The following is a 15819-nucleotide window of genomic DNA, read 5'->3' on the forward strand; positions in this document are numbered from 1 at the left end:
TTCCTCATTCCAACGCCACGCGCAGCGCGGCGGACGCGCTCCAGGGGCAAAGCAGAATCGCCAGGCACAGGCATGCGCCCAGCAGCGATAGCTGCGGCCCCGCGCCCAACCCGGCATGCGTGGCAGACACCGCGCCCGCGCCGAATATCAGCACCGGCACATACAGCGGCAACACCAGCAGGGGCAACAGCGCAGCGCCGCGCAGGCCCAGCGTCAGCGCCGCGCCCAGGCCGCCCACCAACGCCAGCGTGGGCGTGCCCAGCAGCAGGGACAACACCAGCACGCCGATGGCTTGCGGCGGCAGATCGAATTGCAATGCCAGGATGGGGCTGGCCAGTATCAACGGCACGCAGCCGCTAAACCAGTGCGCCGCCAGCTTCACGCCCACCAGCAGCGGCAACGGATGCGGCGAGACCAGCAGCTGTTCCAGCGCGCCGGTGTCGTGGTCCTGCGAGAACGGGCGATGCAGGCTCAGCAGGATGCCCAGCAGCGCGCACACCCACAGCACCCCGGGCCCGATGGCGCGCAGCAGCGCCGGGTCGGGGCCGACCGCCAGCGGAAACAGCGATCCGGCAACCACGAAAAACAACGTCGCGCCCAGCGTGTCGGCGGGTCGCCGCCAGGCCAGCCGGATGTCACGCAACACCAACTGAGACAGCGTAGCCAGCATCCGCGTAGTCATCCATGTTCAGGGTTTGCAAGCGATTGGAAGCGGTGGCGGGCTGCCGATGGCAGGCCACCACCGCCGCGCCGCCATCGTCCAGGTGCGCATTCAGTTCGGTCCACAGTTGTTCGAGGCTGGCCGCGTCCAGCCCCGCATCGGGCTCGTCCAGCAGCCACAACGGCTTGCCGCCCAGCATGACGGCGGCCAACGCCACCCGGCGCGCCTGGCCTTGCGACAAACGGGCCGCCGGTGTGTGCAGGCAGGCGTTCAGGCGCCAGGCCGTCAGCCCTGCCGTGATGGCGTCATCGCTTTGCGGCACGCCCGCCACATGCAGGCAGTAGCGCAGATTTTCCAGCGCGGTCAGGTCGCCGCACAGCGCGTTGGCGTGGCCCAGATACGCCACGCGCGCGTGGTACGACGACGGGTCGCGGAACACGTCCCGCCCCAGCGCCTGCAACGCGCCGGCCATGGGCCGCAGCAAACCGGCCAGCATGCGCAGCACGCTGCTTTTGCCGCTGCCGTTGGCGCCGCGCAGATGCAGTAACTGCCCGGCATGCACGTCAAAGTGCAACGGGCCCACGCCTTGCCCCGGCACACCGCCGCGCGGGCAGCACAGGCCGTTGGCGGCCAGCAGGGGCGCGGGCGCGTCAGCGGGCCGCATTGGCGGGCTCCACCTTGGCTGGCCCGGCCTTGGCGATTTCCTGGGTGGCACCGGCCGCCGGCGCTGCGTTTGATGTTTGCGCCGGCGGGATATGCGGCAACGTATGCGCGATGCCTTTGTGGCAGTCGATACAGGTCTTGGACTTGTCCGCCAGATACGTGGAATGCATATTCTGCGCACGCACGCTCTGGCGCGTGAAGTCCATGTATTCGTAGTTGTGGCAGTTGCGGCATTCCAGCGAATCGTTCGCCTTGAAACGCGCCCATTCGTGCTGCGCCAGTTCCAGCCGCTTGTCCACGAACTTTTCGCGCGTGTCGATGGTGCCGAAGATCTTGCCCCACACTTCCTTGGACGCCTGCATCTTGCGCGCGATCTTGTCTGTCCAGTTGTGCGGCACATGGCAATCGGAGCACAGCGCGCGCACGCCCGAGCGGTTGGTGAAGTGGATGGTGCCTTTCAATTCCGCGTAGACGTTGTCGCGCATTTCATGGCAGCCGGTGCAGAATTTTTCGGTGTTGGTCAGCTCCATCGCGGTGTTGAAGGCGCCCCAGAACAGGATGCCGCCAATAAAGCCGCCTATCGTCAGAAAGCCCAGGCTGAAATGCACGCTGGGGCGGCGGATGATGTTCCAGTAGCGCTTCAGAAGCTTGACCATGGCGGCATCCTGTCCGTTACTTCTTGCCTGTGGCGGGGGCGGTCAGGCGCTTGAGGATCACGTCGATGTCCTCATAGGTGTTGGACACCAGCGGCTTGGCCTCGGCCTGCGGCACGTGGCATTGCACACAGAAATACCGGCGCGGCGACACCTCGGCCAGCACGTTGCTGTCGCGGTCCATGTAATGCGTGACGCTGAGCGGCGGCGCCTGGGTTTCCTCGGTGTTCACGCGGGCATGGCAGGACAGGCAGCGGTTGTAGTTCTTGTCGATCTGATAGCCATCGATCTTGTGCGGAATGGTGGGCGGCTGCATCGAATACGTCCGCATGCGCTTGATGTCCTTGTTCTCGATGGGGCTGATCAAGGGCGGGTCGGTCTCGTCGGCAATGGGCGTGGGGCCCCGCATGGGGTCTTCGACCTCCAGCGGCGGGGCAGCGCGGGCGGCGGAAGTCAACAGCACACCCGCAACTAGGGCGATGGCGATGGCGGCGGCGCGGTGGTTCATGGCTGTCTCCCCGTGGCCGTCAAACCTTGACGATCCGGACCGCGCACTTCTTGAAGTCGGTCTGGAACGAGATCGGGTCGGTGGCGTCCAGCGTCACCTTGTTGATCAGCTGGCCGGCGTCGAACCAGGGCACGAACACCAGGCCACGCGGCGGCTTGTTGCGTCCGCGCGTTTCCAGCCGGGTGCGCATCTTGCCGCGGCGCGATTCGATTTCGACTTCCACGCCGCGCCGCAATCCCATGGCCTGCGCGTCGTCCGGGTGCATGAAACAGACCGCGTTCGGAAAGGCGCGGTACAGCTCGGGCACGCGCCGCGTCATGGACCCCGAATGCCAGTGTTCCAGGATGCGGCCGGTAGACAGCCAGAAGGGGTATTCCTTGTCCGGCGATTCAGGCGGCGGCTCGTAAGGCAGGGCATAGATGATGGCGCGGCCGTCCGGGTGGCCGTAGAACTCAAAGCCCGCGCCCGCCTTCACGTAGGGGTCGCTGCCTTCGCGGTAGCGCCACAGGGTTTCCTTGCCGTTGACCACCGGCCAGCGCAAACCGCGCACCTCGTGGTAGGTGTCGAAGGGTGCCAGGTCGTGGCCATGGCCCCGGCCGAACTCGGCATATTCCTCGAACAAGCCCTTTTGCGCATAGAAGCCGAATGCCCGGGCTTCCTGGTTTTCATATTCCGCATTCAATTCGCTATTGGGAAATTTGTTGACTTTGCCGTTGGCGTACAGCACGTCAAACAGCGTCTTGCCGCGATACTCCGGCTTCTTGGCCAGCAAGTCAGCCGGCCAGACTTCTTCCACCTTGAAGCGCTTGGAAAACTCCATCAGCTGCCACAGGTCGGAACGCGCATCGCCGGGCGCGTTCACCAGTTGATGCCAGAACTGCGTGCGCCGTTCGGCGTTTCCGTAGGCGCCTTCTTTTTCCACCCACATGGCGGTGGGCAGGATCAGGTCGGCCGAAATGGTCGTGACCGTGGGGTAGGCGTCCGACACCACGATGAAGTTGGCCGGGTTGCGGTAGCCGGGCAGCCCTTCGTTCATCAGGTTGGCGGCGGCCTGCATGTTGTTGTTCACCATCACCCAATAGGCATTGATGGTGCCATCCTTCAACATGCGGTTTTGCAACACCGCATGCGCGCCCACCTTGTCGGGGATGGTGCCGGCGGGCAGCTGCCAGATTTCTTCAGCGTGGGCGCGATGCTTCGGGTTCGTCACCACCAGGTCGGCCGGCAGCCGATGCGAAAACGTGCCCACTTCGCGCGCCGTGCCACAGGCCGACGGCTGGCCCGTCAGCGAGAACGGGCTGTTGCCGGGTGTCGAGATCTTGCCCGTCAACAGGTGGATGTTGTAGGCCATGTTGTTGGCCCAGACGCCGCGCGTGTGCTGGTTGAAACCCATCGTCCAGAACGAAGTCACGCGGATTTTCGGGTCGGCGTACAGTTCGGCCAGATCCTGCAATTGCTTTTGCGGGACGCCGGTCAGCTTGGACGTATATTCCAAGTCGTATTTCGAGACGAACTTGGCGAATTCATCGAAGGTGATGGGCTTGGATCCCCCCGCCTTGTCCGCGTTCTTGGCCGCCTTTTGCAAGGGATGGTCGGGGCGCAGGCCATAGCCGATGTCGGTATTGCCTTCGTGAAATACGGTGTGCTTGTCGACGAAATCGCGGTTCACCCGCTTGGTCTGGATGATGTAGTTGGCGATGTAATTCAGGATGGCCAGGTCGGTCTGCGGCGTGAAGGTCAGCGTCAGGTCGGCCAGTTCGTACGAGCGATGCTCGAAGGTGGACAGCACCACCACGCGCGTCTTGGGCGCGGACAGCCGGCGGTCGGTCACGCGGGTCCACAAGATGGGGTGCATCTCGGCCATGTTCGAGCCCCACAGCACGAAGGCGTCGGCGTTCTCGATGTCGTCATAACAGCCCATGGGTTCGTCGGCGCCGAAGGTGCGCATGAAACCCACCGCCGCCGACGCCATGCAATGGCGCGCGTTCGGGTCCAGGTTGTTGGACCGAAACCCCGCCTTCATCAGCTTGAGTGCCGCGTAGCCTTCCCAGATGGTCCATTGGCCCGAGCCGAACATGCCAACCGCGGTCGGTCCCTTGTCTTTCAGGACGCGCTTGAACTGTTCGGCCATCACGTCAAAGGCCTGGTCCCAGGACACGGGGGCAAACTCGCCGTCCTTGGCGTACTTGCCGTCTTTCATGCGCAACAGCGGCGTGGTCAGCCGGTCGTTGCCGTACATGATCTTCGACAGGAAATAGCCCTTGACGCAATTCAGCCCCTTGTTCACCTCGGCATTGAAATCGCCGTGCGTGGCCACGACCTGGTTGTCCTTGACCGCGACGTTCACGCCGCAGCCGGTCCCGCAGAACCTACAGGGCGCCTTCGACCATTTCAGCTTGGCCGCCTCGGATTCGGTCACGATGTTCTGCGTCATGCCGACGATGGGAATGCCGGCCACGGTGGCGGCGGCCGCGGCGGCGGATTGCTTGATGAAATCTCTACGAGCCATGGGCATCGCCAATCTCCTCGTTCATCGCGGCCAGCGTGTCGGCATGCTGGTAGACCAGCGCCGAAGCCAGTACGCCATCCAGGCGCTGGATCTCGGAGATCCGCGCCATCATGTCGTCGGTGGTGGGCGCTTCCAGCGTGACGACCAGCTTGCCGGTGTCGGACGCGCCGTGGATGTCCGAGCCCGCTATCGCCAGGATGGCGGCGCGCACGTCGGGCAGGCGGTGGGGCAGGGCATGCACAACCAGACTGGCGATGTGCAGCTCGGGCGGCGCCGGGGGCGGCGCATTGGGGGGGAGCGCGGACATGGAAGGGTTTCCGTCGCGTGGCATCAGCTGCCCGGGGGGCCGGCGATCAGCTGATAGAACCAGACGATGAACCCGTAGCCCGCCACGATGATGACCGTAAGGACGGGGGCCATGACAGCCGTCAGGAACAGAAAACTTCGCAGCTCCTGAGGCTTGGTGTAGCCATCAGACTCGTTTTGCACACACCACCTCACTTGAACAGTCGGGGTATTGCATTGAACGTGCGGATGTCGAAGTTTTTAGCAGTGCTTTTACATTGCGTCAATGTTGCATGACGGCGAAACACTTTTGCGGCGCTGCAATAAGCAAGCCCGGCGCGGCGCTATCGCGGCGGGGGCAGGCAAGAACGCTGCAATGGCGCGGCGACGCACGCGCGATTGCCGGGCGATAAAAAAAGCGTGCCGGACGCGCTGGCCGGATTGATCCGGCGAGGCATCAGGCACGCGATCCGCCATCCACAATCCGGCAGCGGCGGGGATACGTCTACGGGTTCAGGCAATGGCCCCGTAGATGCGGCGCGCGTCGGCGGCGGTGGCGATAGGGCGGCCCAGCGCGCGTGCGCCGTCCGCTGCCTGACGCACCAGCGCGGCGTTGTCCGGCGCGATGCTGCCGTCGCGCAGCTTCAAATTGTTTTCAAAGCCCACGCGCATGTGGCCGCCAAACGCCGCCGCCGTTGTGACGCAGGCGTTTTCCTCGGGGCCGAACGCGCACACCGCCCAGGGCAAGGACTGATCGTACGCGCCCAGGAAGGGCAGCAGGTCATACGCCGACGAGGTCTGCCCGGCGCTGTAGCGTCCCAGCACAAACAGCACCGACCACGCGCCCGGCGGCACCAGTCCGCGCGCGCGCAACGACAACCAACGCCGCACGTCGCCTTCGTCGTACAGGATGATCTGCGTCATGATGCGGCGCTCGGCCAACCAGGCCAGGAACGCTGCAAGCTCGGCCTCGGGAATGTCCGGCACGGCGATTTCGCGCAGGCCGATCGACACGGCTTCGGGTTGCAGTTCGCGCACCAACGCAATCTGCTCGGCCGCCTTGTACACACCGGCGGCTTCGCTGGTGACCTGCACCAGCAACTCGCGGCCCACCGCGCGTTCCACGGCGGCCAGGGCGTCGCGGTAAGCGGTGGCGTCCAGCAGGTGGCTGCCGTCCGGCTTGCGCACGTGCATGTGCATCATGCCGGCGCCGGCATCCAGGCAGGCGCGTGCTTCGCGCGCCAAGTCGTCGGCGGTCAGCGGCACGGCCGGATGGTCGGCGGCTTTCTTGTAGGCGCCGTTGGGCGCCACGGTGATGATGACGGGGGATTCGGCCAGCGCGGCGCGCGGCAGGGCAGGGGCGTTCAAGGCTGGATCTCCGGCAGTTCCGGGTTGATAAGGTCGAGGCCGGCGCGCAGCAAACGGTCGTAGCGGGCACGTTCGGCGGCAATGGTTTCGGGCGTCCAGGCGTAGAAGCCTTCGCCCGCCTTCATGCCGTGGCGGCCATCGGCGGCACGTTCGGTCAGGCAGCGCGCGGGGTGGTCGGCGTTGCAGAACGTGGGATACATCGTGGCGCCCGCGGCGGCGTGTACGTCGATGCCGGCGTGGTCGCGCTGCATGACGGGGCCGGCCGCCAGGAAGCGAAAGCCAAAGCCGAAGCGTACGGCGGCGTCCACGTCTTCCGGGGACGCGATGCCACGGTCGATCAGGTCAAACGCCTCGCGCGACAGCGCGTGCTGCAAGCGGTTGGCCAGAAAGCCCGGTAAATCCTGCTTGACCTTGACCGGCACGCTGCCGCAACGGCGCATGAAAGCTATCAACGAATCGGCGCAGGCGTTATCGCTGGCTTCGCCCAGCACCACTTCCACCAGCGGCACCAGGTGCGCGGGCATGAAGAAATGCAGGCCCAACATGCGGCCGCGCGTGTCCAGGCCCTGGCTGATGGCGCTGATCGGAAAGCTGGAACTGTTGCTGGCCAGGATGGCGTCAGGGCGCGCGCGCCGCGCCAGGTCCGCGAACAGTGCCTGCTTGATGTCCAGCCGTTCGGGTATGCATTCGATGACCAGGTCCACGGTGGACCAGTCCACGTCGTCCAGGCTGGCAGCCGTGGCCAGCAGCGGGGCGTTGGCCTCGCGCCCGATCGTTTTCAGGTTTTCGGCCACGCGCGCGGGCAGGCCCGCCGCGCGTTCGGCGTTCGATTCGATCACGGTGGTGCGGCAGGCGGCGCGCGTCAGCACCACCGCCACGTCCGCGCCCATCGTGCCGCCACCCACCACCACTGCATGCGCCGCGCCCGGGTTGGGCAGCGCAGTTGCGTCCGTCTGCATGGTTTGCTCCTGTTATTGCATCGTCGTTGGGGGCGAGTGTAGAGAAGCCGGTTTGATAGATGAATCAGATTTTTTGGATAGAATGATCGACAAACCCGATCAATACAAACCGAGGTTTTGGGGACATGCAGATCAATCTTTCGATGCGCGACATCGATACCACGCTGGTGCTGGGCCGCACGCTGAACTTCCGTCAGGCGGCGGCCCAATTGCATTTGTCGCAGTCGGCGCTATCCACGCAGATACAACGCATCGAAGAGGCGTTGGGCGTACGCCTGTTCGACCGCACGACGCGCACCGTGCGGCTGACGGCCGCGGGCGAAGTCTTCATGCAGCAGGCCGCCACCTTGCAAGTCGCCTTCCGCGATGCCATTGCCGCCGTCAGCGGCGTGACCAGCGCGGAACAGGGCCAGGTGTCGGTCGCCGCCTTGCCGTCGCTGGCCGCGCGCCTGCTGCCCCGCGTGCTGATGGCCTATCGGCAGGAACACCCCCACGTCGCCCTGAAAGTGCGCGACACCTTGTCGGGCCCCGCGTTCGACCTCGTGCGCGCGGGCGAGGTGGACTTCGCCCTGACCGCCGCCGACCCCCAACACGCCGACCTGCATTACGTGCCGCTGATGTCCGACAGCTTTTTGCTGCTGATCCCCAAGTCGCACGCCTTGGCAAAATCAGGCGGTCCGCTGCGCTGGGCCGACACCGCCAACGCCGCGCACGTGTCGATGGTGCAGCCCAGCAGCGTGCGGCAATACACGGAATGGGCCTTCCTGCAAAACCGCATCCGCTTCACGCCCGCGTTCGAAGCCGAGCACCTGACGACCATTGTGGCGATGGTGGAATGCGGCTTCGGTGTGGCGGCCCTGCCCGAAATCGCCGCCGGCGCGGTATCGCAGACGGGGATCGTGCAACGCCCATTGATCGGGCCGGTGGCGGAAAGGTCGATTGGCTTGGTCACGTCACGCAACCGTAGTTTGTCGCCAGCGGCGGCGGCGTTGGTGGGGACGCTGAGGGAATATCTGGCGTTGCAGGGCAGGTGAGAGGGCGGTGATGGGGCGTTCGTCGGGCGCGTTCGTGGGGGGTGTTCTTGGCGCGTTCGTGGGGCGCGTTCGTGGAGCGCGTTTACGGGGCGCGTCCATGGGGAATTCATGGGGAATTCGTGGGGCGGCGTCAACGTCGGTTGCCGGTCGTTAGCGGCAAGCGATTGGCAGTCAGCGCTTGCGGTTTTCCCAGCTTTCCTTAAGGGAAAATCGTTTGGGCCGGGGTGGCGGCGAACCGGGCCGCACGACCCATCGATGTGCATTCTCCAGCAGCGCCGCACGAACGTCCGGCGGGTAGTCGTCGATGGTGGTCAACGGCGGGGTCGGCTTGCCGGGCAAGCCGGCTTCCCGAATGATCTTTGGCCAACGCGGACGCCAGCACAATATGAGCGACACCCAATGTCCCAGGCCGATAACCAGCAGGGCCGGAGATATCAATAGCATTCCAAGCCACGTCAGTGGGCCGCTGTGACGCAGGTACGGACCCAACGCCTCAAACTGCGCCGCGAAGGCGGCCCAAGGCAAGGGCAGGTGCGAACTCAGGCGCGGCGGGGATACCGCATCCAGACCGCCTTCATCCATGTAGCGGCGGATGTACTCCCATTCGGCTTTCATATCGAATTCGCTGACGCTTTTCTTGCCGACGAAAACCATGTTGGGAAAAGGCAGCGGGGAATAGGGCGGGTACCAGCCAACGACAAGGTTCACGCCGGGGACTGCATCGTGATGGATGTCGTCCCAAGGCAGCACGGCGATACCGCCGCAACTGGGGGGGCGGTGCAGGTAGACCTGGCGGGTGATGCGGTTGAATCGGATGAGCAGGTGGCGGGACGTAAGGGATTCCAGGCGGGTGAAGCGGAAGAGGTATTTGAAGTAGATGTAGAGCGATGCTGCGCTCATTACGACAAGAAGAAGAAAAACGGCCGCCTTGCTGATACTCCAGTGGCCAGCGTTTGGCTCAGTAAAAAGTATAGGAATGCCCTCGATGGCGACGAGAGTGGGCCAAAAGAAAAACGCGGACATGAGAGTCATGAATCCCCGCTTTTCTTCCATAGCGCCGCAACGCATCTCCAGGATGGTGTTGTCGCAGGCATATACCGGGCTTCTGGATTCGGCGTGGTCAGATCGCGCGGCACGCAATCGTGCATATTCCGCGACGAGTAGATCCTCATAGACCGGTTCCAAAGGCCTGCTGGCAAGGTCGTTCGGATTCTCGTCCGCCTGTTCCTGCAGCCAGGCATCGGATTTGATGACGGAAAGCCACAAAATCCATTCCATCAGGTACATCAGATTATCTCCAACAAGGCGCTGTACAAATCGGCCAACTCATTCTCCAGTTCGTTGTGCGGGCTGTTGCCTTGGTACTCGATGCCGCGATAGGTAGAGCGCTTGCACCATTTTTCTAGCGCGTCGTCATCAAAAACGGCTATAGCCAAGGTGGCGGCAATCCCAATCAACGTGCTGCGCAGAAGCAGACTACGCAATAGTGCGAACATGGCGGGCCTTCCCAGGAATGAGGAAGCCCTTGCCGCCACGAGAAGGAGCGAGGTCAACGCGTATGATTTTCCTCCTCGCTCTGCCAGGATCTTCAGCATCGGACCGGCGGCGGCGAAGGCAATGCTGGATTGGCTGCCCACCATCGCAATAGCGGCCAGGAATCTAAGGTAATGGGCAAATGCCAACTCATGCTTGGTTTCTTTCAATGCTCCCAGGCCATCCTTGAGGTCATACCCCATCAACACCACCCCACCCACCGCCGCGAGCGTTCCACCGACCAGCTTCAACTGCCCCAGAAACACCGTCGCGCCGCGCCCAGTGACGCTGGCGGCGCTGTAATGCTGCAATACCAGCTCCGTCCCGGCCGCCAGTATTTCCGTCCCCGCAGCGCCGGCCAGCAGCCCATGGGCGACCAACTCCCCCGCGCCGCGTTCATCGTCGGGCATATCCCGCACCCGCAGTGCAATCAACGCCGCTTCAAAAAACAACAACCAACTGCTGGCGCGCAGCTTGTAAAAGTCGCTGCGATGGGCGTCCACAAGTTCGGTGGCAAATGCGAATCTAGTGTTCCGGCCAATCTGCGCGCGCAATTGCTTGGGATCCGCGCTGCGCCCTAACTTGGTCAGTTCGTCGATACGCAAGTTCGTCGCCCGTTTGCTGACGCTGGCCGCCAGCCAGCTTCGGGTGATGCCATGGAAGGCCCATTCCTTGCCGGTCGAGCCGTAGCGCAGGGATTGGCGGCCCAGGCTGGAATACCAGGCCAGGGCGCCGCCCGCCAGATTCGTTTCGCCAGCCGCCGACAAGGCTTCGAACAACCCGTTCGCCTTGTCGAATAGATCAGCCAGATGTTGAACGGCGACGAACCAGGCCTGCACCTGCTGCATCATCCTGTCGTTAGACAGAATAGGATCACGCGCCTGGGTTTGCGCTTGAAGGCGCGCTGCGTCCAGCGTGCGTTGCAATTCCGCCTGAATCTCTGTTTGATTCAGCGCAAAGCCGCGCATCGCCAGGTTGGCGCGGTCTGTCGGGTTTCCCGTCCACCATTGTTGGATCAGGTCCGCCGTGCTGGAACATCCGTCCGCGCCCAGCACGCACAAGCCTGTCTGGCCCGCAAAGCGCCAGCCGCTGGTCAGATCCCGGTCGTCGTAGACGTCCAGCGCGCTCAGCAGTTGTTCGCTGGTGAGCCAGCGTTCGTGATCCTTGGCGCGCTTGGCACCGACGTTTTCGGCGGCCGCCGACACCGTGTCGAACGTCTTCAACTCCACCTCCATGTCCGCCACGCGCACCGCCTGCCCCGGTTTTGCCGGAGACAGATATTTGCTGTCGAACCTGCGCCGGTACTCACCGCTGTCCAGCTTCGCCTGCATCTTGGCGCGCATCGCGCCTTCGAACTGGGTGATGTACTGGTCTGCTGCGCTGTCCCAGCGTTCACGCTCGTCGTCGTTCAAGACCCAGTTGCGGCCCACCGCCATGCCGGGGTCGTAAATCCTTGCGCGCTCGATGTCGATGAAATGTTGGGCTTCCAGCGCGGCCGAGCGGGTTTCGAACTGCTGCTTGACGTCGATAAACGCCTGGGCCACCAAGACCTTGCGCTGGTTCTCGACGCCATTGCCGTCCTTCTTGTCCAAGTACCGCTGCACGGCTACATAGGCGTCGTTGCGCCAGCTATTGAGCTGCTGCGTGATCCCGATGGCGTCGTGCAGCACGATGCCAAAGCCGCGAGCACGGCGTGCGCTTTCCTTCAGATCCAGGGCGACGATTTGGCGCGCGTAGCGGTTCTCGGGATCGGAATAAAGCTGGCCTGCCAGGACGGACGCGGTGTCGGGCTGACCTTGCGCGATGGCGTCCGCCAGCGTGTCGTCGATGATGCTGGGGTCCAGCACGTCCGGCGTACGCGAGCACGACATCAGCAGCTTTCGGATATCGAAGTTCTGTAGTTGATTGCGTAGCGGGCTGAAGCTGGATATCAAGTCCAGCATGCGCTTGGTCAAGGGATCGGGCGTGAACAGCGCGCGAAGTTCTTCGATGTCTTCGGGGGCTTTCAGGCACACGGTCCAGGCACCGGGGCCGCTTTCGGCCGGGCCGTGCAGATCGTGCACACGGGCTGTGGGTTCATGGATCGGCTCAAGAGCGTGATGCTGGGGCGCATAGGGAAAGACACGCTTGAACAGACCGGTGTCATAGGTGCGATAGGCACTTTCGCAGAACCAGTCCTTCGTGTAGCGCTTCGTGAACAGGTACAGATAGCCTCTGCGCATCGTGCGTACGGCATAGCGCGCGTGCTTGCCCTGTAGCGGCGGAAAATCGGCGACAAGGTGGGGCGGTAGCGCAGGCGCCAAGGTATCCAGGCCCGGGCCGGCGTCGGTCACAACGGCATAGCGCAGGGGCAAGATGGCGACTTCGCTCTTGCACGCGACCACGGCGCTGGGGCCCGCGTCGCAGCGCGTCTGATCAGCGATGCGGAGAATTTCCGGCACCGGGGATTCAAGGGTCGGCATCGTCATCGGGAAGTCCTGTTGCGCGGAGTAGGGATCGAGGTGGCGACGGCTAGGGGTGTTCCGCCAGCGACGGCATGCTGCAGCGCCTGCTGCCATGCGCGGTCGGCCTGAAGGCTGGCGGCCGGCCGCGACAAGGCCGTGAATACGAAGGCGATCAAATCGTCATGGCGGCGCAGCCCGATCTGATGGGCCGACGCAAGATGGGTCCGAATATGCGCCAAACGCACCCCGCGGCACGGGGAAGAGAACAGGTCAGCCGTGGCTCGTTCGAGCGCGTCAAGCAAGCGGTGCTCAAGCGGATTCGCCGCCAGGGCCGTCCACAGCGCCTCCGTCAACACCAGGGGCGTGGGCGGACGGCATTGGGCATTTGCACCGCCCGGAATGCGGTGCCATTGCGGATGCTTGAGATCGGCACCGGTAAACCACCATGAAATGATGGGTGCAAACACGCCGTCTACCCAGGCAGCGTCGGCTTGCCTGTGCAAAACGGGGGTGATCAACGGGTCGTAGAAGCGCAGCAGGTAACGTTCGCCGTTTTGATCCACCGCGAAACTGGCCTGGCTTAAATGGACGGCCAGGTCGGCCGGACTGAGGGTGCTGGTGATCCAGGCTTGGGCGATGTCGGTGTCGTAGGGGCTCGCTATGGATGCCAAACCGTTCAGCGAAGAAAGACCGCCTTCGCTCGGGCCGGCCAGCATCGCGCCCAGCGGCCGTAAGATCGCGAACTCAGGGTCCAGCAAGAGCGGATGGAGCTTGCCAGCCATGGCGCGCTGGACTTTGTCGCGTTGCGCGTCGGATAACGCCGCCATATCGATCAACACCATCGAATAACGCGCTTGCCCGGGCGGCGCGCCGTGTATGTCTTCTGCCAGAGCCCGTTGCAGTTGGGACGGAATCATGGGCCCACCTTCATCAGGGCCGTGCGCTCTTTTGCCGCCTTGAGCCAGCAGCTTAGGCAAATGGGTTCGTCGGCGTTTGGCGTGCCGTCAATGTTGAGCGCGACGCCCGCGCCCGAGCCTCGCTGATTAAGCGGGCCCTTGATATTGACGGCGACACCGTCCAGCGTGATGCCGCCTTCATCAAGCGTGATCGAGCCACCGGGGCTTTGCAATACGATCCGCTCGCGGGTTTGAAGGCGGTAGACGGTGGTGGCGCGTTCAATCGCCTGTCCGGCTTCGATGCGGTGATGCCCTTGAATCCGGTGTTCGACGTGACCGCCGGTTTCAATCCAGTGATGGGCAAACGTCTTGTCGCGACGATTGTTCCCCACTTCGTCTGTTCGGTCCTTGCCAGTGATGATGCTGTGGTCCCGTACGACTTCCAGCACCTCGTCCTGGCCGATCCGGTGCCGGCGATCCCGGCCAATGTCGGCGCGTTCATCGTTGCCCACCGTTTCCTCGCGGTCATGGCCGATCACGATGGTTTCGTCGTTTTCCACTTTTTCGCTGCGGTCATGGCCGACAAACGTGTTCTCGTCGTGGTTGACGTGAATGTTCTGGTCCTTCTGCGCGTGGACGTATATCTCTTCTTGGTCCCGCTCGTCTTCAAATCGCAGTTCGTTGTAGCCCTGGCCCTTGTGGGTCTGGCTCTTGATCGTCATGCGTGTCTTGTGGCGGGGCAGCTCATACGGCGGCAGCTGCAGCGCCATGTGCGTTCTGCCGGTGATGACCGGCTGGTCCGCATCGCCGTCCAGATAGTTCACGATGACTTCCTGTCCGATCCTGGGTATTGCCATGTGACCCCACGTGGCGCCCGCCCAGTTTTGCGACACCCGGATCCAGCATGAGCTGTGCTCATCATGCTTGCCCAAGCGGTCCCAGGGGAATTGCACCTTGACGCGTCCGTAGTTGTCGCAATAGATCTCCTCGCCCGCGGGGCCCGTCACGGTGGCGATCTGCGGCCCGTCGATCCGAGGCTTGGGCAACGGTTCGGCTCGCCATTCGGCGTGCTTTGACACCAGTTCCGCGGTGTAGCGGTATTGCGTGCCGCGTTGCGCATCGGCGCCGTCTTCTTGTTGGCTGGTGTACTGGACGCCATGATGGCGCATGCGTATCGGACGCCAGCCTTGGTTCAAGTCGTTGCGTGGGTGGCCGACCAGTTCGAACGAAAGTCCTGGCTCCAGACGAGGATCGTCGCCCTCGACAGTCGCGACGCGCGCGTCACGCCGCAGGCCGCGCAATCGGTTTTCTGTGTAGGGTTTTCCCGCTTCGTCGCGCTTGTAGCGACCGGGGTAGTCGTAGCGTTCGTAATGGGCGTGCTGATGTTGCAGGTCGCTGCCGTCGTGACTGTGTTCCTGGTCGTACCGCGGATGGGTGTAGGTGTAGTCGCGCTGGGTTTGCCGGGCGGTACGGACTTGTTCGGCATAAGAGAACCGGCGCAGCGCGGGTTCGGTTTGGTCACCCCCGGGCGCCGGTTGATAAAGCACGGGATCCCCGTCGATACGGCCGTGTATTTGCAGGCGGTCGCTGTGTATCAACCGGTGGCCCTTGGCGTGGTGGTGAAAGGCGTAGAAGAATCCTTCTTCTCGGGCCAGACGTTCAACAAAGTGCAGGTCCGTGTCGCCGGCCTGCACGCAGTATTCACGTGTCAGGTGCTCATGCGTGATCGTCTGCTCGTAATCAAGGATGCCGTGCTCTTTCAGGACGCTTTGCAGAATTTCGGGCACGGACTGGTGCTGGAAGATGCGCCAATCGGAACACAGGCCCGCGCGGGCCAGCTGCGGTTCCACGGTGGCGCGGTAGCGCGTGCGGCGAAAGCCGGTCGTGCCTTGTTCGAAACGGGACACGACGCCGTGGATGTACCGCAACGGGGCATCGTCGCGCCAAATGGTCAGCAGCGCGGGTTGATCCAGGATCCGGGCAAAGTCGATCGACGCATCGGCGCTGGCCAGTTCCAGGTGCAGGCGAAACGGTTCGGAAAGCGCCTCGTCAAACGTGAACTCGACAAGCTCGAAATCCAAGCCGCCGACGACGCCAAAGGTAAAGCGCAGGTCGCACAGATGAGTCACGATAGCCCCCCCGGGACGTGAGATGCCGACATGGTCGGCCACGTCGCCGGGACAGGGCTATAGGACGATTACGAAAAGCGCATGGCCTTTCAGACAGTGGCTATAGGGCGAATAGGAAAGTCAGAGGACTGGCTTCTGAACCTTACCCTTGGGCATCATCGACATACTTGTTAACCG

The 15819-nt window shown here is 63.5% G+C and carries 14 protein-coding genes; 1 reads left to right on the forward strand and 13 read right to left on the reverse strand.

Translation table 11 applies throughout. From position 1 onward, the window contains the following. Positions 1-4: 4 nt before the first annotated feature. From ccmB to V6F88_RS00815, 9 genes are all read right to left on the reverse strand, one after another. The gene (gene ccmB, locus V6F88_RS00775; protein WP_046804576.1) at positions 5-670 is read right to left on the reverse strand and encodes a heme exporter protein CcmB; all 666 of its coding nucleotides are present in this window, start codon (positions 668-670) and stop codon (positions 5-7) included. Then, a complete protein-coding gene (gene ccmA, locus V6F88_RS00780) occupies positions 636-1325 on the reverse strand; it encodes a heme ABC exporter ATP-binding protein CcmA (protein ID WP_332607475.1) in 690 nt (229 codons plus the stop codon). Before ccmA ends, ccmB begins: the two co-directional genes overlap by 35 nt. Further along, the gene (locus tag V6F88_RS00785) at positions 1312-1980 is read right to left on the reverse strand and encodes a cytochrome c3 family protein (protein WP_332607476.1); all 669 of its coding nucleotides are present in this window, start codon (positions 1978-1980) and stop codon (positions 1312-1314) included. Before V6F88_RS00785 ends, ccmA begins: the two co-directional genes overlap by 14 nt. A gap of 16 nt (positions 1981-1996) precedes the next feature. Beyond that, positions 1997-2485 carry a nitrate reductase cytochrome c-type subunit gene (locus V6F88_RS00790; RefSeq protein ID WP_332607477.1) on the reverse strand — a complete coding sequence of 163 codons (489 nt, stop codon included), beginning with the start codon at positions 2483-2485 and terminating at the stop codon, positions 1997-1999. Between the two features lie 19 nt (positions 2486-2504). Further along, positions 2505-5000, reverse strand: a complete 2496-nt coding sequence (gene napA / locus V6F88_RS00795; RefSeq protein WP_332607478.1) for a periplasmic nitrate reductase subunit alpha — start codon at positions 4998-5000, stop codon at positions 2505-2507. Continuing rightward, positions 4984-5301: a chaperone NapD gene (locus tag V6F88_RS00800; RefSeq protein ID WP_332607479.1), complete on the reverse strand. Its 318-nt coding sequence runs from the start codon at positions 5299-5301 to the stop codon at positions 4984-4986. Before V6F88_RS00800 ends, napA begins: the two co-directional genes overlap by 17 nt. A 23-nt stretch (positions 5302-5324) precedes the next feature. Beyond that, entirely contained in the window at positions 5325-5483 is a 159-nt protein-coding gene (napE, locus tag V6F88_RS00805; protein WP_035212934.1) for a periplasmic nitrate reductase, NapE protein, read from the reverse strand. A 309-nt stretch (positions 5484-5792) separates the two neighbouring features. Then, the gene (locus tag V6F88_RS00810) at positions 5793-6647 is read right to left on the reverse strand and encodes a 3-keto-5-aminohexanoate cleavage protein (protein WP_332607480.1); all 855 of its coding nucleotides are present in this window, start codon (positions 6645-6647) and stop codon (positions 5793-5795) included. Further along, a complete protein-coding gene (locus V6F88_RS00815; RefSeq protein ID WP_314357095.1) occupies positions 6644-7606 on the reverse strand; it encodes a 3-hydroxyacyl-CoA dehydrogenase family protein in 963 nt (320 codons plus the stop codon). Before V6F88_RS00815 ends, V6F88_RS00810 begins: the two co-directional genes overlap by 4 nt. Positions 7607-7731: 125 nt before the next feature. On the opposite strand from V6F88_RS00815, the gene V6F88_RS00820 reads away from it, so the two are divergent. Further along, positions 7732-8640, forward strand: coding sequence for a LysR family transcriptional regulator (locus tag V6F88_RS00820; protein WP_332607481.1), 909 nt, complete (start codon positions 7732-7734; stop codon positions 8638-8640). 171 nt (positions 8641-8811) lie between these two features. Here V6F88_RS00820 and V6F88_RS00825 read toward each other — a convergent pair whose 3' ends face one another. The 4 genes from V6F88_RS00825 to V6F88_RS00840 are packed head-to-tail and all read right to left on the reverse strand — an operon-like array spanning position 8812 to position 15642. Further along, positions 8812-9927 (reverse strand): hypothetical protein, encoded by a 1116-nt coding sequence (locus tag V6F88_RS00825; protein WP_332607482.1) that lies wholly within the window; start codon positions 9925-9927, stop codon positions 8812-8814. Further along, positions 9927-12731, reverse strand: coding sequence for a T6SS effector BTH_I2691 family protein (locus V6F88_RS00830; RefSeq protein WP_332607483.1), 2805 nt, complete (start codon positions 12729-12731; stop codon positions 9927-9929). Before V6F88_RS00830 ends, V6F88_RS00825 begins: the two co-directional genes overlap by 1 nt. Continuing rightward, a complete protein-coding gene (locus V6F88_RS00835; RefSeq protein ID WP_332607484.1) occupies positions 12638-13534 on the reverse strand; it encodes a DUF4123 domain-containing protein in 897 nt (298 codons plus the stop codon). The genes V6F88_RS00830 and V6F88_RS00835 overlap by 94 nt, the downstream gene beginning before the upstream one ends. Beyond that, entirely contained in the window at positions 13531-15642 is a 2112-nt protein-coding gene (locus V6F88_RS00840) for a type VI secretion system Vgr family protein (RefSeq protein ID WP_332607485.1), read from the reverse strand. The genes V6F88_RS00835 and V6F88_RS00840 overlap by 4 nt, the downstream gene beginning before the upstream one ends. Positions 15643-15819 lie beyond the last annotated feature (177 nt).

Source organism: Achromobacter sp. ESBL13 (assembly GCF_036668755.1).
Lineage (GTDB): Bacteria > Pseudomonadota > Gammaproteobacteria > Burkholderiales > Burkholderiaceae_B > Achromobacter.